The organism is Streptomyces sp. NPDC102279, assembly GCF_044766365.1.
Classification (GTDB): domain Bacteria; phylum Actinomycetota; class Actinomycetes; order Streptomycetales; family Streptomycetaceae; genus Streptomyces.
This window is the reverse complement of sequence record NZ_JBIWLU010000004.1, coordinates 589,172-613,417: the sequence shown is the minus strand read 5'-3', so window position 1 is coordinate 613,417 and position 24,246 is coordinate 589,172. Positions and strand designations below refer to the sequence as shown.

Below are 24,246 nucleotides of genomic sequence, written 5' to 3'. Positions count from 1 at the left end.
GTGCCTACGCCGAGAGCTCCCACACCGCGTACGCCAGCGCATCCGCGTTCCGGTTCAGCGCCGTGTCGTTGATGTTCGAGGACGTGTCGCACGACGAGTGGTAGCAGGCGTCGAAGGCCTTGCCCGCGGTGCCACCCCACTTGGCGGCCTGAGCGGAGGTCTTGATGTAGTCGGCACCGCTGAACAAGCCGCCGACGGGGATGCCCGCGCTCTTGAACGGTGCATGGTCAGAGCGTCCGTCGCCCTCGGTCTCGATCTCCGTGGAGACCCCGATCCCGCTGAAGTACGTCTTGAACGTCTTCTCGATGGCCGGGTCGTCGTCGTAGACGAAGTATCCGGGGTTCGGCGAGCCGATCATGTCGAAGTTCAGGTAGCCGCTGACCTTCGAACGATTCGTGGTGGTCAGGCTGTTGACGTAGTAGCGCGAGCCCACCATGCCCAGCTCTTCGGCGCCCCACCAGGCGAACCGGAGGTGCTTGGTTGGCTGGTAGTTGGAGCGTGCGACGGCGAGTGCCGTTTCCAGCACGGCCGCGGAACCGGAGCCGTTGTCGTTGATGCCGGGGCCCGCGGTCACACTGTCCAGGTGGGAGCCGGCCATGACGACCCGGCCGGTGTCGCCGCCGGGCCAGTCGGCGATCAGGTTGTAGCCGGTGCGGCCGCCGGAGGTGAACTGCTGGACGGTCGTGGTGAATCCGACCGCGTCCAGCTTGGCCTTGACGTAGTCGAGGGATGCCTTGTAGCCGGTGCGGCCGTGCGCGCGGTTGCCGCCGTTGGCGGTGGCGATGGACTGCAGCTGGGTGAGGTGGGCCTTGACGTTGGCCACGGGGAGGTCGGGTGCGGCGGCCGCTGCCGTGGGGGCGGGGGCCGCCCCGGCTATCGAACCGCCGGTGAGCAGCGCGGCGACCGCGACGACAGCGGTCGCCGAGGCACGCCCAGGAATGGAGAGCTTCATGTGGGGGGCTCCGAATTCCAGGGAATCCGGCGGAGTTCCCACGAGGGGTGCGTGAGGTGTCCGGGATTCCACGGTGAATGGGGTGCCTGGATGGTGAAGGTGGGACTGACTCACCGTCAAGAGCGGTATTCGGTCACGTGCGTTCGCATGCCGGATGCCCTCCGCGCCAAGCGGACCAGCCGAAGCCGTAAGGGCGAGCCGGGCGCGGGTGAGGGCAGGACGGATGCCCCAGATCACCGAGCCGGACGCCCATCTGCCGGTGCGCACGACTGTCTCGGGAAACGGGGCCCGCCCATCGAGGCCGTCCAACTCGGCGAGAGTGTCGATCCGGCCGACCCGCAAGGGATTCCCGGCACCTACCGCCCTCGGCCCACTTGCTCGACGTTCGACCGGTGGGGGCCGAAGAGCCAGTCCGCATGCGGCCCCAGGCGCGCGTCGACCGGTTCCTCTCCTCGCCGGAGCGCGTCGACGTAGGCACGGTCGGCGGCGAGGCGTGCCGCCACCTCGGGACCTTCGGCCACGGTGCCGTGGCCGGGCACTACGACATCGACGTGCCCGGCGGCCTCACCGAGGCGGTCGAGCGCAGCCTCGTAGGCTCCCAGTTGCCCGTCCTGGCGGACGTCGAAGAGCGGGATCAGGACGTCGGAGAGCATGTCGCCGGCGAGTAGGACGCCACGGTCCGCGAGGAGGACCGCGGCGTGGCCGACGGCGTGCGCCTGATGCTCGATGAGCTCGCCCGGCACCCGTCCTCCGTCCGCAGGCAGCGGGGTGACGTGCGCGACCAGATCGAGGGGGATGCCGGACGCGCTCTCCGCCGCCATCGCCTTCGCCCGCTCTCGGGCTTGGGTCGCCAGGTGGGCGGCGGCAGGGGTGGCGTAGCGCGGAACCTCGCCGAACCGGGGATGCCAGAGCAGGTGGTCCCAGTGGGGATGGGTGGCGAATCCGGCGACCACCGCAAGGCCGAGCTGGTCGACGTCATCGGCGAGTCGGCTCAACTCGGAGCCATCGATGCCGGGATCGATCAGGACCAACCCACCCTCCACGCGCACCACGATGGAATTGGTCCAGACCCACTCGCTCTGCCGGACCCAGACGCCATCGGCTACCTGATGCAGCTTGCCCATATCCGCTCCGATCGGTTGGCTACCGTGCTGAGACCGCAGTCCGCGACCAGATTCATCGCTCTCAGCGCCCGCTTCCGATGCCGACGCCCGCGACCGCCGCCTCGCCGCGATCGCCCTCGCCGGCACACTCATCCGGCTCGATCCATGATCGGCAGGACGTCTCCACGGACGACCGGATAAAGTGCGCGCGTTGCCAGTCTGACTACTTGAAGGAGGGGAAGCGTGACCGACACCGACGAAGCCCGATCCGCGGACGATGCGGCTCATGCGACCCAGCAGAGCCGACTGCGCCGCCTGATGCGCTACATCCCTCTGATCGCCCCCGTCCTGCTGTGGACCGTGCCCTGCGTGGTGCTGCTGCACGTAGGCCAGCACTGGCCGCTCCCCGTGGCGCTGGGTGGCACCGCCCTGTTCGTCCTCGGCCTGATCGCCATGCCGCTCGCGATGGCGCGCGGCCACGGCAGGCGCCAGCAGGACTGGGCGGCGATCGTCGGGGACACCCTCCTCGGGGCCAGCTGGGTTCTGTTCACGTGGTCCGTCCTGCTCGGCGTCCTGCTGCGGCTCGCCCTCACCTTGGCGGGCGTGGGCGACGGTCAAGACCGCGCCCGGATCGTCACCTGGGCGGTGCTCGGCGTGACCGCCGTACTGCTCGCCTGGGGGTACGCCGAGGCGCGCCGAGTGCCACGCGTTCGCCAGCTCGACGTGCAACTCCCCCGCCTGGGAGCCGGATTGGACGGCACCCGGGTCGTCCTCGTCACCGACACCCACTACGGGCCGCTCGACCGCGCCCGCTGGTCGGCGCGTGTCTGCGAGAAGGTCAACACACTGGAGGCCGACCTGGTCTGCCACACAGGCGACATCGCCGACGGCACGGCCGAACGCCGACGCGCGCAGGCCGCTCCGCTCGGCACCGTGCGGGCCGCCCGGGCCCGGGTCTACGTAACGGGAAACCACGAGTACTACAGCGAGGCCCAGGGCTGGGTCGACCTGATGGACGAGCTGGGTTGGGAGCCGCTGCGCAACCGCCATCTGCTGCTCGAACGCGGCGGCGACACGCTGGTGGTCGCCGGTGTGGATGACGTCACCGCCGAGTCCTCGGGCCTGGCCGGCCACCGCGCCCACCTTGCCGGTGCCCTGAACGGCGCCGATCCCGACCTGCCCGTCCTGCTCCTGGCCCACCAGCCCAAGTTCGTCGACCGGGCCGCGGCGGGCGGCGTCGACCTCCAGCTCTCCGGCCACACCCACGGCGGCCAGATCTGGCCGTTCCACTACCTCGTCCGCATCGACCAGCCCGCCGTCGCCGGCCTCAGCCGCCACGGCACCCGGACCCTGCTCTACACGAGCCGCGGCACCGGCTTCTGGGGCCCGCCGTTCCGCGTCTTCGCCCCCAGCGAGATCACCTTGCTCGTCCTCCGCTCCCCGCGGCAGCCCGCCACGCCGTAGCACGTTTCCAGAGGGCCGGTGCTGAGAGACTTCCTCGCGTTCGGGAGCGATGGCGACGACGGTGCGCCCGAAGCGATGAGAAGGAACACGGCTCGCTCGCCGCTGGTGCCCCGGCCCCTCCTTTGCACCGTTCTCAGCCGAAGGTGTTGCACCGGGCGACGCTGCCCGAGGTGTACCCCGTGGAGAACCACTGTTGGCGCTGGCTCGCCGAACCGTGGGTCCAGGTGTCGGGCGTGACCTTGCCCTGGTACCGCTCCTGGATGCGGTCGTCGCCGACGGCGGCTGCCGCGTCCAGCCCACGGTTGATGTCGTCCTGGGTCAGCTTGGTGATCAGGGGCTTTCCGCTCTTCGCGTCGGGTGTGGTGGTGGCGTGGTGGGCCCACACTCCGGCGTAGCAGTCCGCCTGGAGCTCCAGCTTCACCGAGCCGCTGTTCCGGCCCTGGCCGCTGCCCCGGGAAATCGTGCCGCTGAGGTCCTGGATGTGGTGCCCGTATTCGTGGGCGATGACGTAGGCCTCGGCGAACGGACCGCCCTTGGCGCCGAACTTGCTGCTCAGGTCGTCGAAGAAGCCGAGGTCGAGGTAGACCTTGTCGTCGGCTGAGCAGTAGAAGGGGCCGACGTCGGAGGTGGCGTTCCCGCAGCCGGTGTTCACGCTGCTGGTGAAGAGGTACGTCGGGGCCTGCTCGTAGGACTTGCCGACGGCCGTCTCGGTCTGCTTCCAGAACGCCTGGACGCTGTCGACCACGGCGACGATCCGGCACTCTTCCTTGCTGTTGGCGTCGGCCCCGGTCCTGCAGTTGGCCGCCAGGTCGGCAGCGGACGTGCCAGATCCCGAACCGGTGCCCGGCGAGGTGGTGCTGTCCGAGCTGAACAGGCCCGGATCCACGCCGAAGATCACCGATGCGACGAGCACCAGGAGCCCGACCACTCCACCGCCGACGGTCTTCCCGCCGCCCGGGATCCCGCCCATCGCTCCACCGCGGTTGTCCTGCACCTCGGACGTGTCCAGCGCGGCGTTCTCGTCGAATTCCATTCGCTGACTCCCCCTCAAGCAGCGCGTCGGCCCGCCCCGCATCGTGACGCTCGACTACCCCGTGCAAGAGGGTTCACGTCCGTCCCGCCGCGGTGGCTCGTCGGCCATCGGCCCGACGGTGAGGATGTCGCTCTGGCGTCGAGGCCGGATCGCAGCGGTTCACGGAATCTCGGCCGCGGAGTGACAGCAGGTCACACACTCATGGCCGGGGCAAGCCAGATGTTTACTCGGCGGAGCGAGGGTCACGCAGACAGAGCGGAATCACTGCGACGCGGAGGGAGCAGAGGTGCATGACGTCTCATGGGAAGGCGCCGCGGCGAAGGCCCGGCAATGTTCCGACCGGGTGAAATCGTGGGCGTTTCCGTGCGCTGTTTCTTCTGCGAAGTGATCCGTGATGACTGACTCGCATGAGCCAGAAGGGCGTGGCCCGAGGCAGCGACCGTCTGCGCCCCGTCGAGACCGCCACGGGCAGAGCAGGCTTCTGGCACCGAACAACGCTTCCCCGAGAGGTACAACCATGACTGAATTTGCCAGTGCGGACCAGCTGCGTGACCTCACCGTCCTCGACCGGGAGGGCGAGAAGGTCGGCACAGTCGGCAAGGTCTACCGCGACGACGCGGACGGTCGGCCCGAGTGGGTCACCGTCAAAACGGGTCTGTTCGGCAGCAAAGAGACGTTGGTACCGCTCGCGGGCGCCCGTGTCAGCGGCGACGAGCTCCATGTCCCCGTCACGAAGGAGACCGTCAAGCACGCGCCCCGTGTCGACGTGGACGCGCGTCTCGACGCCGACGAGGAGAGCGATTTGTACGCCCACTACGGGCTGACCCAGTCCACGTCCGCGCCGGTCGGCGTGGCCGGAACGGCCGCCGAAAGCGGCCGGCACACGGGCTCCGTCGACCCGGTCGACAACGGCCCGTCCAGCGCCGGTGGAACCACCCGGTCCGCCGACGGCCGCTCCTCGGCGGACCCTGAGAAGTGACTGATCGTCGCGCAGTTGTCGGCAACGGGTCGGGAGATCCACAGGTTGCTGTGAGCGTTGGACAGTTTCACGTTCGGCGGGGTTGGTAGCCGGTCGCGTCACGCCGCTCCCGCCAGGCGCCGGGGGCCGTTCTCACCGGCCGCGCCAATGACGACCGGCGGTTCGCCGATCCGTGTGGAGACCTCGGTGGCCGACGTACGACGGGCCTGCGCGCATGAGCGCGCAGGCCCGTCGTACGTCGTTCTGTCAGCGGTAGCCGATGGTCACCGGGGTGTGCACGTTGCGCGGCGGCAGCGTGAGGGTGAGCGTGTGGGCCGCACTGTCGTAGTGCCATGCCCGCGACGACAACCCCTTGCTCCCGACGGAGATGCTGCTGGGCGAGGTCACGCCGAGCAGCTTCACCGTCCACTGCCGGCTCTTGACCTGGCCGCGGAAGGAACCCGTGGCAGGGCCGATGGTGACGATGTGCCGGGAGCCGCTCTCGCGGTACTGGATCTTCGTGGTGGCGCTGTGTCCGGGCCCGGTCGTGGTGCCGTCGTCCTCGTACAGGGACGAATTGCCGTCGGCGCCGGTCGCGACGGTGAGCGTGGCCTTGGTGAGCGGCGCCTTGTCATTGCTGGTGACGTTGTCCGTCCGGGTCGGGATGGTGGCGCCCGCCCTGATGAACACCGGCATCCGGTCGAGGCCGGTGGTGATGTTCTGCGTGGTGCCTCCGTTGTAGGTCTGTCCGGTGAAGTAGTCGGTCCACTGGCCTGGCGGGAACCACACCGGCGTCGTGGCGGTACTGCCGGGCGTGGTCACGGGTGCCACTAGCATGTCCTTGCCGTAGAAGTACTCGCTGCCCGCGGTGGCGTAGGCCTGCGGCTCGTCCGGATACTCCAGATACGTGGAGCGGACCACGGGGATGCCGGTCGTGGCTGCCTCCTGTGCGAGTGAGTACGTGTAAGGCACGAGGTTCTCGCGGAGGTTGAGGAATGTGTCGGCCGACTGCCGTGCCTTGGTGCCGTACTGCCAGGGCAGCCGGTCGCTGTGGTTGCTGTGCAGGCGGTCGATCGGCTGGAAGGTGCCGAGTTGCACCCAGCGGGCGTAGAGGTCGTCGGGCAGCTTGTGGGTGGTGCGGGTGCTGCCGCCGTCGGTGTACGTCTCCGAACCGGTCAGCCCCGTCGTGTCGTTGTGGCCGCCGATGTCGTGACTGACGGCGGACATGCCGGTGGCTGCAGACTCGCCGGGTGTGTAGCCCACTTCGGACCGCAGGGTGCCCCAGGTGGACGAGGTGTCCCCGGTGAAGTGCACGGTGGTCCGCTTGTCCGCCCACGGCCCGGTCGGCAACCCCTGCTGGCCACTGTAGCCACCGGCCTGGAGCGAGCCGTACGCACGGGAGACGACGAAGCCGCGGCCGATCGCCCGGTCGGCGTCGGCGGCGTACTGCTGGTTGATCCACGCGTCCGGCGTGACGCCCGGCACTGACGACTGGGAGTTGTCGCAGCACCAGTCGAGCCACCAGAAGTCGTTGCCCTGGTCGTCCATGGTCCGGTGCAGATCCATGTAGGCCTTGAGCTGGTCGGGATCGCCGAAGTCGAAGGTGTAGCAGTCACCGCCGGCGCTCGCGGCGGACGCGCAACCGCCCTTCGTCAGCTTGCCCTTGGCGGTCGTCTGGGCCTTCGCGAACTGCGGGTCGGACGCCAGGATGCTCGGATGGGTGTTGAGCGTGTTGTGCAGTCCCTGCGCGGCGGACCAGTCGAAGAAGGCCTTGGGATCCGGGAATTTGGCCGTGTCCATCTCCCAACCGCTCCAGGTGTTGGGCGACTTGAAGTCGGTGTCGGTCACCAGCACGTCCAGCGGGACGCCTTCGGAGCGGAAGGCGGGCAGGATCGTGTTCTCGTAGTCGGCGGCCGTCCGGTCGATGTACTCCGAGTACCAGGTGCCGTAGGCCCATTCGGGCAGCAGCTTCGGCGGGCCGGTGAGGGTGGCGAGGTCGGACAGGGCCTTCTTGTAGTCGTGGCCGTACCCGAAGACGTAACCGTCCTGGTAGGGCGTGCCATTGTGGGACGGTCGCTGCGTGACCTTCTTGGTGGCGGTGTCGTACAGCGCGGACGTGGTGTCGTCCAACAGATACCACCCGTCCTTGTGGAGCAGGCCCGGTGTGGTGGTCGGATCGCCGTTGTCGCCGTTCAGGCCGTCCAGGCTGCGCCGATAGCCGCCCAGGGCCAGATGCGGCTGCGGAGCCGCGGCGCCGGACGCCGTCACGGACGCCGTGTCGAGGTTGATGTGGCAGCTCGCCGCCTCGGGGCAGCCGATGCTGATGTCGTCGGAGCCGGCCTTCAGCGCCACGGGCACCGAGGCGGTGTGCCAGGTGTCCCAACTTCCGGTCACCGGAAGCGACAGCGTCTGCGTCGTGCCGCCGGAGGACACCGAGGCCGTACGCGTCTGGTTCAGGGCGTCGCCGCCGGCCGCGTTGGCGTAGCGCACCTGGAGGGCGTACGTGCCGTCGGAGGGCACACCGACCACGTGGGCCGACACGCTCGAACCCTGGTTCAGTTCGGACAGGAAGCCGTTGCCGGAGTACGAGCCGTGGTCGGTGGCCACTTTCGCGGAGCCCGCGATCCGGGCGTCCTCGGCCTCGCAGCTCGTGCCGAAGGCGCAGTCCGTGATCGCGGTCGTCGAGGTGGGCGGGAAGGTACCGCCCGAGGCGACCAGGGCGACGCTGTCGACGTTGACATTTCCGGAGTCGGCGGCGGTCTTGGCCAGCGTGATCGTATGGTGTCCGGCGCCGAGTTGTACGGCGCTGTTCGCCAGGCTCCAGGTGTCCCAACTGCCGGTCACCGGGAGGCTCAGCGTCCTGGCCGCGCCGCCGTCCACAGTCAGGGTGAGGGTGCGCGTGACGTTCTTTCCGTCACCGGCGAGGGAGTTGGCGTACCGGACGTCGAATTGGTAGGTCCCCGCGGTCGTGACGTCGACATCGGCCGTCAGCGAGCTGCCCGTCCCCTGGAAACCGGCCAGGAATCCGGCGCCGGTATGTCCGGTGTGGTCCGAGGCGAGGCCCAGCCCTCCGTACGACAGGCTCTCCGCCTCGCACAGCGCGCCGACCGTACACGTCATCTGCTGCCAGGGTGCCGCGGTCACCGCCGACGCCGCCGTCAACCGCACGGACAGATTGCGGGCGTTGAACGACCCGGAGCCCACCTGATAGCGCAGGGTCACCGCGCTGGTCTTCACCGTCAGCCACCCGTCGGCCGTGCTCGACGTGTACGCGGTCGGCGTGAAGTCGCCGCGGCCGATGGCGTTGTACGTGGCCTGGTCGGTGAACTGCCCGTTCTGCGCGTACTCGGTACGGATCAAGGTGGGCGACAGCACCTGGAAGCGTGCGTTTCCCGACGTCACCGCCGGGATCCTGTACTCGCCCGGCCGCTCCGCCGGTCCCGCGGCGGCCTGCCCGGCCAAGGTCATCCCCGCCAGGCACGCGGCGAGCGCGACGCCCGTCATCCGCCGGCGCATGAAGTGCGCCCCGCGCCACGCTGGTCTTCTTCTCACGGAAAACTCCGTCCTGGAGCGAGCTTCTCGGCCCCTCGCGAGTCCTGCTGACATCGTTGTCACCTTCGCCCTTTCCGGGGCGCCGGTGGAATCGGCTCAACCTGCGCGAACGATGGAAGGACGGAGGCACCATGGGTGCCCCGACGACTTCTATCGTTGTAAATGATGCCCGTGGCATGACAACACAGCCGCGGCCGGGTGTCCATATGCGACGCGGACAGAGAGGAAAGAGCGCCGGGGCTTGTCGGCACAGCGCCGGCAGGTGAACCTTTGGCCCCGGACCGGCAGGCCGTGTGCTGGGTCCTGTTCGTCCTGGGCGCGGGCCTCCAATGGGCGTACCCGCTTGAGGAGTTGGGCTCCGGCTCGCGCATGGCGTTGTGGCGACGTCCGGCCCCTTGGAACGAATCGGGTGTCGGGGACGCCCTGCACCCCCGCGGCGCCGAGTTCGTCGAGGACGACGCGGTGGAGCCAGGCCCCGGACCCGGGCCCGGCTCCACTGGGCGAAGTCCCGATAGCCCGCCCGCCGGCTTGGGCCGAACACCGGCGGCTTCTGCCGTCAGGTGGAGCCCGACGCCGCCACGAGGATGATCGCGACCGGTGCTTCGCGGTCGCTGAACGGCCTCTAAAGCCCCAGCACCTCGCCGTACTTGATGGCCCCAAGAGGCAGCGCGAAGCCGAACGGGGTCAGCGACTTGCCCAGCGGGTACGTCTCCTCGGTGCTGCTCGGCACGAACCAGACGCCACCCGACCTGGTCTCACCGGCGTTCTCCCCAGGAGCGCTCACCGCGGTGTCCCACAGCCCGTCGCGGTTGTAGTCGCCGACGGCCACCTGGCCCCCGAAGCGGTCGCCCGCCTCGGCGGTGCCGGGCATGTTCGTGGTGCTCTGGCTGCGGGCCAGACCGCCGTAGAGGCCGTGCTCCGTGCCGTTCATGGTGACGTACCCGCCCGCGTCCTTGACGGTGCCCACGTCCTCGCCGGGCACGCCGACCACCAGTTCCGGACGGCCGTCGCCGTTCAGGTCGCCCGCGGCCAGCGCGGCGCCGAAGTCGTCACCCTCCTCGGCGGCGCCGCCGACCTCCGGGTTCGACTGGGTGAAGCACTCGCTCTCGGTGCCGAAGTTCTCCGTCTTCGAGCCCTTCAGCAGGAGCACCGCACCGCCGAGCCGGTCCTCACAATGTGTGGTCTCCGACTCGGGGTTGGGCTGTACGAGACCGACCGCGAGGTCGTCCGTGCCGTCCCGGTCGAAGTCGGCGACGGCGAGCGAGCTGCCCCGGTCGGCGTCGGCGTACCACTGGGCCGGTTTGGCCTGATCGTCCCAGCGCGTGATGAAGGTGCTGGAGTCCTCCAGTCCCTGCCAGGTGGCGGCGAGGTCGTCCCGGCCGTCGCCGTCGAAGTCGCCGGTGGCCAGGTCGCGGGTGACGCCGCCCATGCTGTAGCGGCGCAGGCTGGTGGTGGTCACGGGGTCCGCGGTGAGCGGGCCCGGGCGGAACCGGAGCGAGCCGCTCTCCTCGCTGTTCTCCCCGTACGCGAGGTCGATGTCGCCGTCGCCGTCGTAGTCACCCGCGGCGACGGTACGGCCGATGCTGCTGAACTCGCCCGAGCCCCTGGCCACGGTGGTGCCCTTGACGTTCCACCCCGAGCCGTCCAGGACGGTGATGGTGCCCTCGTCCTTGAGCTGGTCGGAGGTGAGCGACTCGCCGCTCGCGCCGACGACAAGCTCGAAGACGCCGTCGCCGTTCACGTCGACGGGCGCCACGGAGGACCCGAAGCGGTCGCCCGCCTCAGGGGTGCCGGGTATCCCGGCCTCGGCCTGGCTGATGACGCCCGTGGACTGGCTCGGGCTCTGCGGCCCGCCATAGATCACGCTGATGTAGCCGGCCTTGGCCTTGCCGTCCACCGTGGCGTCGGGCATGCCGACCGCGATGTCCGCGTATCCGTCGCCGTTGAAATCGAACCGCGGAGTCGTGGCAGCCGCGGCGCTCCCGGCGAGTGGCAGGGTCAGACCGGCGGCGGTGAGTGCCGCTGCGGCGGCGGCGGCCAGGGTGCGTGCACGCACGGTGGAACTCCCGTAGTCGAAGGGGGTGATGAGACTGAGGAATCTCGGAGGTGTGACGCACGAGGCGTACGAAGGGTTGTGCGAGGTTGGCGGAACGCGACTGAGACGCCGCTTCTCATGCGTGAACGTTCCGCGCCCCGTGCCTGGTCGACCGGATTCAGCGTTTGTTGCCGGACGAGTTGTGGGTGCTGGGCCAGGTGACAGGCGCAGCTCGGCCCCGAGGCCGGCCCACCGCGCACGTCGTTGCGGTCCGGCTGGCCGACGCGCCGACCCCTGTACGGCGCCCCGGCCGGCCTGTACGGCTCCCTCACGGCAGCATCCGGGCCCAGCCCTTGTCCTGGTCGGAGTCGTAGAGAAGCTTTCCGGAACTGTCGTACCCCTTGATGTGGGGTGCCGCAGTGACCTGCCGGTCCAGCACGCCGGATGCGACGAACCAGCCGTGGTCCAGGACGGCCTGGCGGGTGGCGTCACCGTAGGAGACGGACACCTCGGCCACCGAGGGCTCGACTGTTCCGACGACCGCCCACCGGAAGGGGAGTTTCCAACTGCCCTTGTCGGTGGCCGACGGTTGGAACAGTCCGCCGGCATTGAGGTCGGGCACGACCGGGCCTGCGTCGGGTGAATCATCGGCACTGGTGCCGGTACTGAAACCGGAGGCCACGCCGTCCTCGATGTCGCAGACCACCCTCATGCCCGCCGGGTGCTCCCGCACGCCGACGACATGGAAGTTGTCGCCGGGGACGGAACCGCCCGTGCTCTTCGCCGCCAGGACGATCCGGTAGTCCTTGGCCTCGCCCAGCGGGGCGGACGGCGCCCCGCGCTCCGCGGTCAGGCACTTCCCCAGCCCGTCGGACGCCTGGGCGAACGTGATCCCGTCGAGCAACTGCCCCTCAGTGGCAGGTCGCGTGGGCCCGGACGTCGTCGCGGACGAGGTCCGCGGGGCGCCGTCCGAGGGCTTCGCCGCCGCCGTGTGCGTGCCCTGTCCCCCCTCTCCCCCGACCAGTGAGTACGCCCCTGCGGGCACCGCGACCAGCGACGCCAGCGCGGCCCCCGCCACTGCCGCACGCCGCCTCCTCTCGCTCCGGCCACGCTGCCGGATTGCCCTGTAGGGCGCCGGCGAGGGCCTGATGGTGTAAGCGTCCTCAGCCAGCAACTCACGCATACGCTCCTCGAATCCGGACTCCCGTTCGCCCTCCGACCCCGCTGCCCGAGAACCGGACTCCCGCGCGTCACCTGGCCCGTTCACCTGCCGCCTCCCCGCCCGCCGGACACCGTACGGCTGTCGGCCAACCCCGGATACTTGCGCAACTTCGCCAGCCCCTTGGACGCTTGGCTCTTGACCGTGCCGGTCGAGCAGCCGAGCACTTCGGCCACCTCTGCCTCCGACAGGTCCTCCCAGTACCGCAGCACCACCACTGCCCGCTGTCGCGACGGGAGTTGAGCCAGTCCGGCGAGCAAGGACCCGCGCTCCTCCACCCGGATCGCGTTCTCGTCGCGCCCAGCCGTCTCGGGTACCGCCGCGGTGAGCGACTCGGTGACCCGCCGTTTCCGGAACCGGTCGCTGTTGCAGCTGACCAGCATCCGCCGGACGTACGCCTCCGGGTTGTCGGCACGCGAGATCCGCCGCCACGACCGGTACGCCTTGGCCAGCGCGGTCTGCGTCAGGTCCTCCGCATGATGGACGTCGCCCGTCAGCAGATAGGCGGTCCGCACCAGTTGCGGCCACCTCACTCTGACGAAGTCCTGGAACCGGTCCTCTTGTTCGGCCTGCATCGAGCACCCTCCCTCGCCCACCAGACCACCGTTACGGCGGATTCGGTTGCCTGGTCGTGTGCGTGACCGCGGGAGCCGTTTCCTCTTGGCCGCGGGAGCCGGCATCTGACCGAGCGAGGTCAGTCCGTTCCGGCGTCACCCGAGAGGTTGTGGTGGGACGGTGAGGTGTCCTTTTCCAGCCGGGGAATCTCATGGGCCTTGCAGCCGAGGGACGCGTTGTACGCCGCGATCCAGCGGCGCAGGGAGTCGAGACAGGATCGCACCCCTGGCGTCCAGGAGGGTGGCGGTGCCGACGTCTCAGCGGAGGCCGGCTGAGGGACGACGCGAGTGTGCGTGGTGATCTTCAGCGCTACTGATCCAGGCTGCCGCACTCTCGCGGCGGGCCCCGTCCGCAGCAGGCGGGGCGCCGCGGCGTCCGAGTGTGTAGCACCGCGGGCCGCGATGCCCGTTTGCTAGGCCCCGACGTGCTGCACCAGGCCGTCCACGATGAGGGTCAGCCCTGCCTCGAACGCCCGCTCGTCGTCGATCACCGGGACGACCTGATGGTCCGCGTCGGCGGCGATGCCGGGGGCCGCCTGCTCCTCCAGGACACTGCCGACCGTGTAGCGACTGGCTGCCAGCATCGCCATCTGGGCCTCCCGTTCGGGGAGACCGGCTGCGAGCAGGAAGTCCATCTTGTGGGCGACCCGGTCGAGGGAAATCACTCCGGGACTACTTCCGGCGTGGAGCCGTGCGCCGTCGCGGTGCATCAGCAGGGTCCGCCGGAAGCTGCGCGTGTTCTCGAGGAACCAGTGACGCCAGTCCTCGCCCGCCTGCGGTAGTGGGGCCGTCGAATGGGGCTCCATGGCGGCCTCGGCCATGGCACTGAGCAGCTCTTTCTTGTTCCGGAAGTGGTAGTAGAGCGACGGCTGCTCGACGCCCAGTCGCTTGGCCAGCTGCCGGGTACTCACGCCGTCCAGGCCGACCTCGTCGAGCAGGTCGAGCGCCGCGCCGACGACGTTCTCACGATGCACTTTCACGTTGACAATCTATCAGTGATAGGTGACTCTGCAAGAGCACCTATCACTGATAGAAAGTGGGATGCCTCATGCCGCACAAGAGCGGAGACCCCTCTCTGAAGGTCCTGATATGCGGCGGTGGAGTCGCGGGTCAGGCCCTCGCCTTCTGGCTCGCCCGGGGCGGCCATCGGGTGACCGTGGCCGAACGCTTCCCGGCGCTGCGGGCCACGGGCGCGCAGGTCGACCTACGGGGCCAGGGCATCGACGCCGTTGAGCGCATGGGGCTGCTCGACACGGTCAGGAGCAAGCTCGTGGACGAGTGCGGCGTCGCCTTCGTGAACGCGCGTGGCAAGGCGCGGGCGACCATCATGGCCAACACCTCGGGCCACGGCCGGCAGACACTGACCTCCGAGTACGAGATCATGCGCGGCGACCTGGTGCGCATCCTCCACGACGCGGTCAAGGACGACGTGGACTACGTCTTCGGTAGGGGGGTCGAGCGCTTCGAGCAGGCCGAGAAGAAGGTCGTCGCCCAGTTCTCCGACGGCTCGTCGGGCGAGTACGACCTCTTGGTCGGCGCGGACGGACAGGGCTCGCGGATACGCCGGGCCATCCTGCCGACCGCTTCTCCCGAGCCGTACTGGCGGGTGGGCATCCACATGGCCTACTGGTTCGTCCCGCGCATCGCCTCGGACACCAACATCCGGGACACGTACAACGCTCCCGGCGGTCGGATGATCATGCGCAGGAGCCACAACCCGACCGAGACCCAGGTCTACTTCGTCCTGCGCGAGGAGTCCGAGGAAGCCTCGGCCGTGCACCGCGAACCGGCGGAACGCCAGCAGGAGTTCTGGGCCGACAGGTTCCGCGACGCGGGATGGCAGACCGAGCGGTTCATCGACGGCATGCGGACTGCCGAGAGCTTCTACTCCCAGGAGGTCGTGCAGGTTCGCACGGACACCTGGTCCAAGGGGCACGTGGTCCTGGCGGGCGACGCCGCCCACTGCGCCTCCCCCTACAGCGGAATGGGCGTTTCCGGCGGTCTGGTCGGCGCCTACGTCCTGGCAGGCGAGATCAATCGCCGCCCCCACGACCTCCCGACGGCGCTGGCGACCTACGACGCCACACTGCGGCCGTTCGTCGACGAGATCCAGTCCCAGGTGAAACCGCACCTCCTCCGGGTGGGCATGCCCATGAACCAACTCTCCATCGACACCTTCCACTCCGTCACGGCTCTGGCATGCTTCCTGCGCGTGCCCGATCTCGTCGCGCGGTTCTCCAAGGAGGACCGGGGAGGCGCCTGGAAACTCCCGCAATACCCGGAACACGACGCCCCCGCCTAGAGGTTGGCTTCGAACGAGCTCGGTCCATCGCAGCCGGGACGGCGTGACAGCGGCGTCGCCCTTCTGTTCCGCTCCGGCGGACAGGGCCGGAACTCTCGGTGACACTCGTCGGCCGGCGGGACAGATGCCTGGGTTTCGCACGGTTACGAAGCCGGCTGGTGGGCCCACGTCGGCGTTCGTCGACCCGGCCTGACTCGCGCGGGAGCTTGCGATTGGGAGGTCGCATAGGTGGCCGCTCGACGCCGGACGACCCGGCGGGACCGCCTCGGCCGTCACTCTTTTCTCCAGAGAATCGGATCCACCCCCTTCCCCGTACCGACTGGTCGGTACTAGCGTCGCCGCGTCGAGCACGCACTGCCGCGTGCCATGGCGACCTCCAGGGAGGCACTGTGTCGATTTCTCCTCCGGCGACCGACGGGCCGCAGGCCACGCGTGCGTCGACGCCGCTGTGGGGCCTCGGCGGCCGACGGCTCCAGCACTATCCCGAACGCGGAGCGCGCTACTGGTACTTGGCGCTCGTCGTGCTCGTCACGATCGTCCTCTACTACCAGCTGTACGTGCAGTACGCGGTCTCGACAGCCGTGATCGCCGACTACCACATGTCGTTCATGTACTTCGTCTACATCTCGGTGGCGGCGAACGCGGTCGGCGCCTTCGCCTCCCTCGCGGCCGGACTGGCCGACCGCTGGGGCCGCGCGAACATCGTGGTCTACGGCCTGCTGGTGGTCGGTGTGCTGACCACCTTCGCGCTGCCCAACGCGCCGGGGAAGCTGAGCTACCTGCTCATCTACAGCGCGGTCGCTCTCGTCGAGGGCATGATCCTGGTCGCCACACCCGCCCTCGTCCGTGACTTCTCGCCGCAGTTGGGCCGTGCGTCCGCCATGGGGTACTGGACCATGGGCCCGGTCATCGGCAGCCTCGTCGTCACCGCCGTCACCTCCCGTACGTACGGCACCTCCGCCACCTGGCAGGACGAGATCCGCTACGCGGGGATCAGCGGTCTGGTGCTGTTCGTCGTGGCGCTCATCGGGCTGCGTGAGCTGGCTCCGGCGCTGCGCGACCAGATCATGGTGAGCCTGCGCGACCGCGCCCTGGTGGAAGCCCGCGCCCAGGGCATCGACACCGAGGCCGCCCTCAAGGGCCAGTGGCGGCAGATGCTGCGCTTCGACGTCATCGGCTCGGCCGTCGCCGTCGCGCTCTTCCTTCTGCTGTACTACGCGGCGGTCGGCAACTTCGTCGTCTACTTCGCCACGGCCTTCGGCTACACCACCCAGCGCGCGAACGCCCTGCTCAACTGGTACTGGGGCGCGAACGCCATCTCCCTCGTGGTGGCCGGACTGCTCTCCGACCGACTGCACGTGCGCAAGCCGTTCATGCTCGGCGGCGCACTGGGCACGATCGGATTCACCCTCGCGTTCACGTTGCGCGCCACCGAGCCGGACACCAGCTACTACACCTTCGCGTTCATCGTCGCCGGCATCGGCGTCACCAGTGGCCTCGCCTACTCGCCGTGGATGGCGAGCTTCACCGAGACCGTCGAGCGGCACAATCCGGCGGCCACCGCGACGGGTCTCGCGATCTGGGGCTGGATCGTCCGCATCACCGTCGCGCTGTCGGCGGCCTTCCTGCCGCTCGTGGTGAACACCGTGACCCCGATCGTCGAGCACGGCGCCGAGGTCAAGGAGGCGTCCGTACAGGCCGCCGACGCGCTAGCCATCACCCAGGCCCATCCGAAGGTGTTCGCCGAACTCGGCCGCTACGCACCGGACAAGGTCCCGCCGACGCTGCTGAAGCAGGCCGTGCAGGAGGTGGGCGCGCAGGATCTGGCCACCGTGCAGAAGGCCGCGCCCCAGCTCAAGATTCTCCGTGAGCACGGCGCCGAGGTGCAGAAGGCGAGCGCCGACAACCCGCGCAAGTGGCAGATCTGGTGGTGGGTGTCGCTGGCCGGGCAGGTGTTGTTCGTGCCGTTCGTCTTCCTGATGTCCGGGCGCTGGCGGCCCCGCGACGCCCGGCGCGACCTGCGCGAGCACGAGGAGGCGGTGGCCCGCCAGGTCGCCGAGATGCGGCAGGCGGACTCGCAGGAGGGTGCGCCCGCGTGAGTACCCCGACCGCACCGCACGCGCTCACCGCGCTCGAGCAGGCCGCCGCTGTGCGCACCGGCGGGATCTCCCCGGTGGAGCTGGCCCACCACCACCTCGCCCGTGCCGAGGAGTTGGATGAACGCTACGGGGCGTTCCTGACCCGCACGCCCGAGGCGGCCCTGGACGCCGCGGCCGCGCTGGAGAAGGCGCCGCGCGGCACGGCGGGCGCCCTGAGCGGTGTGCCCACGGCGGTCAAGGACCTGGTGGAGACGGCCGGGGTGGTGACGACGTACGGCTCGAAGGCGTTCGCCGCGCACGTCCCGGACGTCGACGCGCACAGTGTGCGGCGGATGCGGGAGGTCGGCACCGTCAGCCTGGGCAAGACCAACACCCCGGAGTTCGGCTGCTGTTGCTACACGGACAACGATCTGGCGGGCCCGGCCCGCAATCCGTGGGACCCGTCGCTGTCGGCCGGCGGGTCCAGCGGCGGAGCGGCCCTCGCCGTGGCGCTCGGCCTCGTACCCGTCGCGCATGCCAGCGACGGCGGCGGCTCGATCCGGATCCCGGCAGCTCTGTGCGGACTCTTCGGCCTCAAGCCCGCACGGGGGCGGGTCAGTTCGGGCCCCGCCGGAGCCGAGGTCACCGGGCTGGCCGTGCAGGGGCCGCTGGCCCGCTCGGTGCGCGACGCGGCCGCTCTGCTCGACGTCCTCGCGGGACCCGAGCCCGGCGATCCGCACTGGGCGCCGCCGCTGCCGCCCGGTGAGACGTTCCTCCAGCACGCCGAGCGCGAACCGGGCAGGCTCCGGATCGGCCGGTACGCGTCCCCCGCGGCGGACGGGATCGCCGTGGACCCAGAGTGCGTGGCCGCCTGGGAGTACGCGTCGCGGCTCCTGGAGAGCCTCGGCCACGAGGTGGAGGACATCCCGACGCCGTTCGGCCCGGAGATCAGCGACTGCTTCGTCACGGCCTGGGGCGTGCAGTCCCTGGCCCGGACGGTGGCGCCGGGACAGGAGACGCTGCTCAGGCCGGTGACACGAGCCTGGCGGGAGTACGGGCGACAGGTGACCGGCGAGCGGTTCGCGGCCGCGGTCAACGGGATGCACCGCGCTACGCGCCGGGCGGTCGAGGCGACGCGATCGTACGACGTCGTGCTCACCCCGACCCTGGCGACACTGGCCCGACCTGTCGAACACTTCGACGAGTCGGGCGACCCGCTGGTGAATCTGCGTCGCCAGAGCCCGTTCAGCGCGTTCACGAGTCCGTACAACATGACAGGCCAACCGGCGGTGAGCCTGCCGTTGTACTGGACCGCCGAACACGGGCTGCCCGTCGGGGTGCAGCTCGCGGGCCGCCCCGCCGACGAGGCGACCCTCATCGCCCTCAGCGCACAGCTGGAGGCTGCGGCGCCGTGGCGGGACCGGTACGCGGCGCTGCTCTGACCGCGGCGGTCAGAGGTGCGCCAGGCGGTCGCGGAAGGCGTCGTGGACGGTGAAAGGGGACTGGCCGCGATGCCTCCGCTGGGAGTGAGGGCCGGAATCCCTCTCGGCGTGTGCTGGAACGTGCCAGATCCTGCACCTCTGCACTCCCCACCGTTTCACGACTCACTTGCCCCAACCGTGGAATGGCGACCGATCGCCGGAGTCCCAGGCCTCGCGGAGGCCCGGAGCGCCCAGATCCCAGTCCGGGCGTATCTCCCACGTGACGTCCCGTAGATCTCGCCACAGGTCGTAGGCCGACGGGCGCCCCCAGTACCAGTAGCCGTTGTACACGCTGTGCACGATCAGGCCCGGTTTCAGGACGAGCGTGTACGGAATCATGGGGTTGTGTCCAGGATCCGTGTATTCCTGGATGTCGAGTTCACGCTGGACGACCCTCTCCGGGTCGGAGAAGAAGGGCCATTGGGCGCCTACGGAGAGGCGGAATTCCTGCGTCGTGTGATGGTCGTCCGTCGAGATCGTCGCAATCTGCGTGTAAGCGACCGCGGCCTTGGCCTGGAGCACTGAGGCCATCTCGAGATGTTGCTGGTGCTCTTTTGGACAGTAGTGCCCCCGCGCCAGCGTGAGCACCAACGGGTCGCCGCCTTGGACCTCGCTGAGGCTGCGAACCGTTCCCGTATGGTCCGGAAGAGCAAAATCAGGGAGGACGCCACCCTGAACAATGTCGGGACGCACGACAACCGCCTCTCGCCGACAGCATCGCCGTGCCTCGGACAGCGCTGTCGCTTTCGGCCTCGATGACGGCGGGGCACCAGGTCTATGTTGCGGGCTCTGGCTGCCCCACCGGACCCGAGCCTCACACGTGCAAGGCCACACCGTGCCTACCGCACCAGTCTGCTCGACTGCTTCCGGCGTGGCCACTTCTGCACGAGGCGGGCGTCGGTTCCCGGCGCCCGCCTCGGGTGCCGCTCGCCTCGTGTCGCCTTCGTCATGGCTGGATCGGGGATCGCACGCCGCCTGCCGGGCTCGGCCTCGGCCCGCGGGCTCAGGCGAGGGCGGCGACCAGCAGGGCGAAGGCGGCGATGATCACGGCGACGCGGACGTAGTGGAAGCGGTCCCAGCGGTTCATCTGCTGCTTCCAGTCGGCGGGCCGGTTGTCCGGGGTCCACGTCTTGCTCCGGTTGTTGATCGGGACGAGCAGCAGCAGCGACATAACCACGCTGAAGATCAGCAGTGCGCCGGCGGTGATGACGAGGCCGGTTCCGTGGTGGTGCCGTCCGGCGATGGCCCAGACCGCCACGAGGACGAGCGAGGAGATGTACCACACCGGCATCACGGCGCCGAGCATCCGGCCCCCGTGCGCCCGGCCGAGTTGGCCGCTGTCGTCGGGAAGTGCGTTGAAGATCGGGTTCATGACGAAGGCAACGGAGAACTCCACCCCCACCATCACGCCGACGATCACGGTGGTGCAGACCTCGAGTGCGTTGAGCATGATGACCCCTCCAGGGATCTAGCGCTGCTAGATGACGATGCAACGCTAGTACTGCTGCCGCTCGATTGTCTAGCGGTGCTAGGATCGAATCATGTCGGTACAGGAACGCAAGCAGCGCGAACGGATGGAGCGCGAGCGCCTCATCGTGGCGACGGCCCGCGAACTCGCCGAGCAGCGGGGCTGGGACGCGGTCACCACCCGCCTGCTCGCCGAGCGCATCGAGTACAGCCAGCCTGTCCTCTACAGCCACTTCCGCGGGAAGCGCGAGATCATCGGCGCAGTAGCCGTCGAGGGCGCCGCCGAGATGGCCGCGGAGCTACGGGCCGCCACCTCCGCGGCGGTCGGCCCGCGCGCCCGGGTCACCGCTCTCGCCCACGCCTACCTCGACTTCGCCGAACGGAACACGGCGGTCTACGACGCCCTGTTCCAGCTCGACGGCGGCCTGACGTTCGCGAACGACGACACCCCGGAACCTCTGAAGGATGCCTTCGCCGCTCTCATGGAGACCCTCGGCGAGGTCGCCGGGGAGGGCGTCCACCCAGGACTGTTCACCGAGGTGTTCTGGGCGGCCCTGCACGGGCTGGCGACCCTGACCCGGGCGGGACGACTCCCACGAGGGGATGCCGAGCGCAGGGTGGAGCTACTGGTGGACCGGCTCGCCAAACTCTGACCCGCCCGCCGGGCGGGCAGCCCGAGCCCTTCGGGCGCATCCGCGCGGAAGCTCCGTACCGGCCCGGAACAGTGCTATCGGGCCGGGATCGGCTGAGTGAGGTTCACCGGGTTGCCGTCGGGGTCCTGGATGTGGGCGACGCGCTGTCCCCATGCCATGCCGTTGGGGCCGCCACTGACCGAGCCGCCCAGCGCCGCAACGCGGCCGAGCGTCTCATCGACGTCGTCGACACCGATGCTGAGCAGGATCCGCGACGCCGCCCCGGTCCCCGCGTCCGCCCTGGCCACCAACCCGAGGTCGGAGTCGCCGATGCGCAAACCCACGTAGAAGGCCGGGCCCTCCGCCGGCACCCGGAAGATCTCCTCAGCGCCGAACAATTTCGTGTAGAAGCCGAGCAGGGCGTCCTGGTCGGCAGTCACGATCACTGGCTGAATGGTAGACATGGCACTCCTGTCGCGAACGGTCGTGTCGCTGGGTAGACCGCTGGGGGGCGGCGAACTCATCGGTAGAGCCGTCCGCCCTGACGATCTGCGGCGCTGCGATGCGGACGGCGCCGAATCCGCCTTGGCCGGCTCTGATCCGCACCTGATGATTTGCCGTGCAATGTGCACCGATATCTGTACGCAGTGCTGAGCTGAACTGTTCCTGGGGAGTCGAACCCCCACGGTTGTTCTTCACGCGCCGTGAGCGTGTGGGAAACCCGCCGGCGTTCCGAGAAACCACCTCGCGCCCCCAGTCGGTTGTCAATGCGCCACCTCATGCCCATCTCTCGCGCGCCCGGTCAGAGCGGTCCGCGCCAGGTCGCGCAGCCACGCATGTGCGGGGTCGGTGTCGTAGCGCTGATGCCAGGACAAGTACACCGGAGCCGACGGCAGTTCGAACGGCAGAGGGATCAGGACCAGACCGAGGTCCGCGGCCGACGAACGTGTCGTCGATTCGGGAGCTGTCACCAGCAGGTCGGAATCGCGCACGAACGCCAGCCCGGCGCCTTCGGTGGGCGCGGTCGCCACCACACGCCGCGTGAGCCCGAGTTGCGCCAGAGCGCCGTCGAGGGCGTTGTCGAACTTTCCGCGCCTTGAGATGGTGACGTGTTCGGCTTCGGCGTACTGCGCGGGCGTGACGGCCTTGGCGAGGGTAAGCGGATGTCCTTGCCGCACGACGATGACGTGCCCAGTCTCGGCGAGCAGTTCGCCGCGAATCTCGGCCTGGGTCGGGCGATTCGCGTTCGCCTCGAGGTCGACCTCGCCGCGACGCAACTCGGGTGTGTCCACGCTCGATTCAGCGATGAAGCGCAACCGTACGCCAGGCGCTTGCCTCCGTACCTCCGCGAGGAGCGCGGGGCCGCCATGAGCGACAAGGGAGTCGTGCCAGCGGAGGGTGAACGTGCGGTCCAGCGTCGCGAGGTCGAGTGCACGGCTTGGCGCGAGCACATTTTGGACCTGCTGCAGCAACTCGTGCACCTGCTCCCGAACGGCGATCGCGTACGGCGTCGGGGTCATGGTGCGCCCGGTGCGCACCAGGATCTGATCCCCCGTCGTTCTCCGGATCCGGCCGAGGCTTCGGCTCATCGCCGGCGCGGTCACGTGCAGGCGATCGGCCGCACCGGCCACGCTCCCCTCATCGAGGAGCGCGTCGAGGGCACCGAGCAGGTTCAAATCCAGTTGCATGAGAGTCATTCTATCCGTGCTTTACATGCACTTGAGGTTATGGCCGGGTGCTCATACCTTCGAGATGCGGGCGCACAGATCGACGATCTGGCCCCCGCCTTCATCACCCCTGCTGAGATGGGAGTACCGCCATGCCCGACTCGATTCAGACCACAGGTAGTGCCGCAGTCGCCGAGACCGCGTCCGATGCCTACCTGCTGGAGCAGACCGCGATCGCCGTAGGTGCGGCCGGCTCGGTGCTGCGAGAGCGGTTCGGCGGCGTGGTCCGCTACCGGACGCGCGAAGAACTGATGCGCGCGCTCGCGGCAAACGACGACGCAGCCCTCGATGTTCTGCGTCCGCGCCTCGAGCGCCTGCGCCCCGAAGCCCGCTGGGTGGAGGAAGAACTCGCGGGTGGGGCACTTCCTTCCGGTGAATGGTGGGTAGTTGATCCCGCCGAGGGCAATGTCAACCACCTGAACGGTCTGCCGGAGTGGGGAGTCACCGCCACACTCGTGCGCGACAACCAGCCGGTACTCACTGCTGTCCACCTTCCGTTGACCGGCGAGACGTACACCGCGCTGGCGGGTGGTGGCGCCTACCTCGACGGCCGGCCGCTGCACGTTTCTGAGACGACAGACCTCGGACTGAGCCTCGTCGCCACGAGCCAGGCCAGGCCGGACGAGGACGAGGCGATCACCCGGCGCATCGGCTCCTCGATCACCGCAATGCTCATCGACGCACTCGTGGTGCGGACGTCCGTGCCCGCGACCCTGCACCTCCTGAACGTGGCCGCCGGCCGGATCGACGCCTTTTGGCAGTTCGCCGGAGCCCGGGCGGACCTGCTTCCCGGCGCACTGCTCGTCGCCGAGGCCCGCGGGCGGATCTCCGACGCCGAGGGCCGCCCCTGGACACCGGCGAGCGAGAGCCTGCTGGCCGCCGCACCCGGTGTGCATAGCGCCGCTGTCGCCACGCTCTCCCGCTGACCACCTCTGACATCCAGCAGCACCGGAAGGACCAGATCGGTATGACCATGATCGCCGTACTCGGAAACGGCCGCGTCGGCGGCAGCCTGTCCGCAGCCCTCACCCGGGCCGGGCATGAGGTGACCGTCGCCGACCGCTCGCCGGCCGCTGCCGCCGACGCCGCCCGGTCAGCGCAGATCGTCATCAACGCCACGCCGGGAGCCAGTTCGCTGGAACGTCTCCTTGCTCTGCGCGAGGAGCTCGAGGACAAGATCCTCGTGGACGTCTCCAACGCCACCGTCGACGGGCCGGACGGACTGCCCGCCAACCTCCTCTACCCCGGCTCGAGTCTCGGTCGGCAACTCCAAGAGGCGCTCCCCGGCACCCGCGTGGTCAAGACGCTCAACACCATGCTGTACACGGTGATGACGGCGCCCACCACGCTCGCCCATCCGCCTACCGCCTTCCTCTCGGGTGAGGACCCGGGGGCCAAACAGATCGTCCACGGGCTCCTAGAGGACCTCGGCTGGCACCGGGACTGGATCACTGACCTCGGCGGAATCGACACCGCGCAGGCCGCCGAGGCCGCCGTGCTGTTCGCACCTCACGTGATCCGTTCCAGCGGGTTCGCCCCCTTCGCCGTCTCGATCACTCGCTGACCAGGCGAGAAGACCGCAGGCCACGTCGAGCGGCTCCACGGACAGCTCGGCTGCAGTCACAAGGA

General features: G+C 69.4%; 21 protein-coding genes. 8 read left to right on the top strand and 13 right to left on the bottom strand.

Annotation, left to right across the window (positions count from 1 at the left end):
* Positions 1–4: 4 nt before the first annotated feature.
* Positions 5–952, bottom strand: a complete 948-nt coding sequence (locus ACIRQH_RS12810; protein WP_404225677.1) for a M28 family metallopeptidase — start codon at positions 950–952, stop codon at positions 5–7.
* Between the two features lie 356 nt (positions 953–1,308).
* On the bottom strand, positions 1,309–2,076 hold the full coding sequence (locus ACIRQH_RS12805) for an MBL fold metallo-hydrolase (protein WP_404225675.1): 768 nt from the start codon (positions 2,074–2,076) through the stop codon (positions 1,309–1,311).
* A gap of 222 nt (positions 2,077–2,298) precedes the next feature.
* On the opposite strand from ACIRQH_RS12805, the gene ACIRQH_RS12800 reads away from it, so the two are divergent.
* Entirely contained in the window at positions 2,299–3,519 is a 1,221-nt protein-coding gene (locus ACIRQH_RS12800) for a metallophosphoesterase (RefSeq protein ID WP_358817610.1), read from the top strand.
* Between the two features lie 133 nt (positions 3,520–3,652).
* On the opposite strand, the gene ACIRQH_RS12795 is transcribed toward ACIRQH_RS12800, so the two are convergent.
* Positions 3,653–4,552, bottom strand: coding sequence for a neutral zinc metallopeptidase (locus ACIRQH_RS12795; RefSeq protein WP_404225673.1), 900 nt, complete (start codon positions 4,550–4,552; stop codon positions 3,653–3,655).
* Positions 4,553–5,069: 517 nt separating this feature from the next.
* Between ACIRQH_RS12795 and ACIRQH_RS12790 the strand changes: the two genes are divergently transcribed.
* Positions 5,070–5,531, top strand: a complete 462-nt coding sequence (locus tag ACIRQH_RS12790) for a PRC-barrel domain-containing protein (RefSeq protein WP_358817608.1) — start codon at positions 5,070–5,072, stop codon at positions 5,529–5,531.
* 246 nt (positions 5,532–5,777) lie between these two features.
* Here ACIRQH_RS12790 and ACIRQH_RS12785 read toward each other — a convergent pair whose 3' ends face one another.
* The 6 genes from ACIRQH_RS12785 to ACIRQH_RS12760 form a co-directional block, all read right to left on the bottom strand.
* On the bottom strand, positions 5,778–8,978 hold the full coding sequence (locus ACIRQH_RS12785) for a TIM-barrel domain-containing protein (RefSeq protein WP_404225733.1): 3,201 nt from the start codon (positions 8,976–8,978) through the stop codon (positions 5,778–5,780).
* Positions 8,979–9,684: 706 nt separating this feature from the next.
* Positions 9,685–11,118, bottom strand: coding sequence for an FG-GAP and VCBS repeat-containing protein (locus ACIRQH_RS12780; RefSeq protein WP_404225671.1), 1,434 nt, complete (start codon positions 11,116–11,118; stop codon positions 9,685–9,687).
* Between the two features lie 307 nt (positions 11,119–11,425).
* Positions 11,426–12,175: a hypothetical protein gene (locus ACIRQH_RS12775; RefSeq protein ID WP_404225669.1), complete on the bottom strand. Its 750-nt coding sequence runs from the start codon at positions 12,173–12,175 to the stop codon at positions 11,426–11,428.
* A 185-nt stretch (positions 12,176–12,360) separates the two neighbouring features.
* Complete coding sequence (locus ACIRQH_RS12770) at positions 12,361–12,891, bottom strand: SigE family RNA polymerase sigma factor (protein ID WP_404225667.1); 531 nt, start codon at positions 12,889–12,891, stop codon at positions 12,361–12,363.
* A gap of 119 nt (positions 12,892–13,010) precedes the next feature.
* Positions 13,011–13,154, bottom strand: a complete 144-nt coding sequence (locus tag ACIRQH_RS12765; protein WP_388879337.1) for a hypothetical protein — start codon at positions 13,152–13,154, stop codon at positions 13,011–13,013.
* Positions 13,155–13,343: 189 nt separating this feature from the next.
* Positions 13,344–13,910, bottom strand: coding sequence for a TetR/AcrR family transcriptional regulator C-terminal domain-containing protein (locus tag ACIRQH_RS12760; RefSeq protein WP_404225666.1), 567 nt, complete (start codon positions 13,908–13,910; stop codon positions 13,344–13,346).
* A gap of 68 nt (positions 13,911–13,978) precedes the next feature.
* Between ACIRQH_RS12760 and ACIRQH_RS12755 the strand changes: the two genes are divergently transcribed.
* From ACIRQH_RS12755 to ACIRQH_RS12745, 3 genes are all read left to right on the top strand, one after another.
* Positions 13,979–15,232: an FAD-dependent monooxygenase gene (locus ACIRQH_RS12755; RefSeq protein ID WP_404225664.1), complete on the top strand. Its 1,254-nt coding sequence runs from the start codon at positions 13,979–13,981 to the stop codon at positions 15,230–15,232.
* Positions 15,233–15,621: 389 nt separating this feature from the next.
* Positions 15,622–17,331: an MFS transporter gene (locus ACIRQH_RS12750; protein ID WP_358821133.1), complete on the top strand. Its 1,710-nt coding sequence runs from the start codon at positions 15,622–15,624 to the stop codon at positions 17,329–17,331.
* Positions 17,328–18,752 (top strand): amidase, encoded by a 1,425-nt coding sequence (locus ACIRQH_RS12745; protein ID WP_404225662.1) that lies wholly within the window; start codon positions 17,328–17,330, stop codon positions 18,750–18,752. Before ACIRQH_RS12750 ends, ACIRQH_RS12745 begins: the two co-directional genes overlap by 4 nt.
* Before the next feature lie 162 nt (positions 18,753–18,914).
* Here ACIRQH_RS12745 and ACIRQH_RS12740 read toward each other — a convergent pair whose 3' ends face one another.
* Together ACIRQH_RS12740 and ACIRQH_RS12735 are read right to left on the bottom strand one after the other, a co-directional pair.
* Complete coding sequence (locus ACIRQH_RS12740; protein ID WP_404225660.1) at positions 18,915–19,484, bottom strand: redoxin domain-containing protein; 570 nt, start codon at positions 19,482–19,484, stop codon at positions 18,915–18,917.
* 310 nt (positions 19,485–19,794) lie between these two features.
* Positions 19,795–20,241 (bottom strand): DUF1772 domain-containing protein, encoded by a 447-nt coding sequence (locus ACIRQH_RS12735; protein WP_358821130.1) that lies wholly within the window; start codon positions 20,239–20,241, stop codon positions 19,795–19,797.
* A gap of 91 nt (positions 20,242–20,332) precedes the next feature.
* On the opposite strand from ACIRQH_RS12735, the gene ACIRQH_RS12730 reads away from it, so the two are divergent.
* The gene (locus ACIRQH_RS12730; RefSeq protein WP_358821129.1) at positions 20,333–20,911 is read left to right on the top strand and encodes a TetR/AcrR family transcriptional regulator; all 579 of its coding nucleotides are present in this window, start codon (positions 20,333–20,335) and stop codon (positions 20,909–20,911) included.
* A gap of 74 nt (positions 20,912–20,985) precedes the next feature.
* On the opposite strand, the gene ACIRQH_RS12725 is transcribed toward ACIRQH_RS12730, so the two are convergent.
* A complete protein-coding gene (locus ACIRQH_RS12725; protein ID WP_404225658.1) occupies positions 20,986–21,354 on the bottom strand; it encodes a VOC family protein in 369 nt (122 codons plus the stop codon).
* Positions 21,355–21,654: 300 nt separating this feature from the next.
* Positions 21,655–22,578, bottom strand: a complete 924-nt coding sequence (locus ACIRQH_RS12720; RefSeq protein ID WP_404225656.1) for a LysR family transcriptional regulator — start codon at positions 22,576–22,578, stop codon at positions 21,655–21,657.
* A gap of 131 nt (positions 22,579–22,709) precedes the next feature.
* Here ACIRQH_RS12720 and ACIRQH_RS12715 point away from each other — a divergent pair, with 131 nt between their 5' ends.
* Positions 22,710–23,543 (top strand): inositol monophosphatase family protein, encoded by an 834-nt coding sequence (locus ACIRQH_RS12715; protein ID WP_404225654.1) that lies wholly within the window; start codon positions 22,710–22,712, stop codon positions 23,541–23,543.
* A gap of 41 nt (positions 23,544–23,584) precedes the next feature.
* Complete coding sequence (locus ACIRQH_RS12710) at positions 23,585–24,181, top strand: NADPH-dependent F420 reductase (RefSeq protein WP_404225652.1); 597 nt, start codon at positions 23,585–23,587, stop codon at positions 24,179–24,181.
* Positions 24,182–24,246 lie beyond the last annotated feature (65 nt).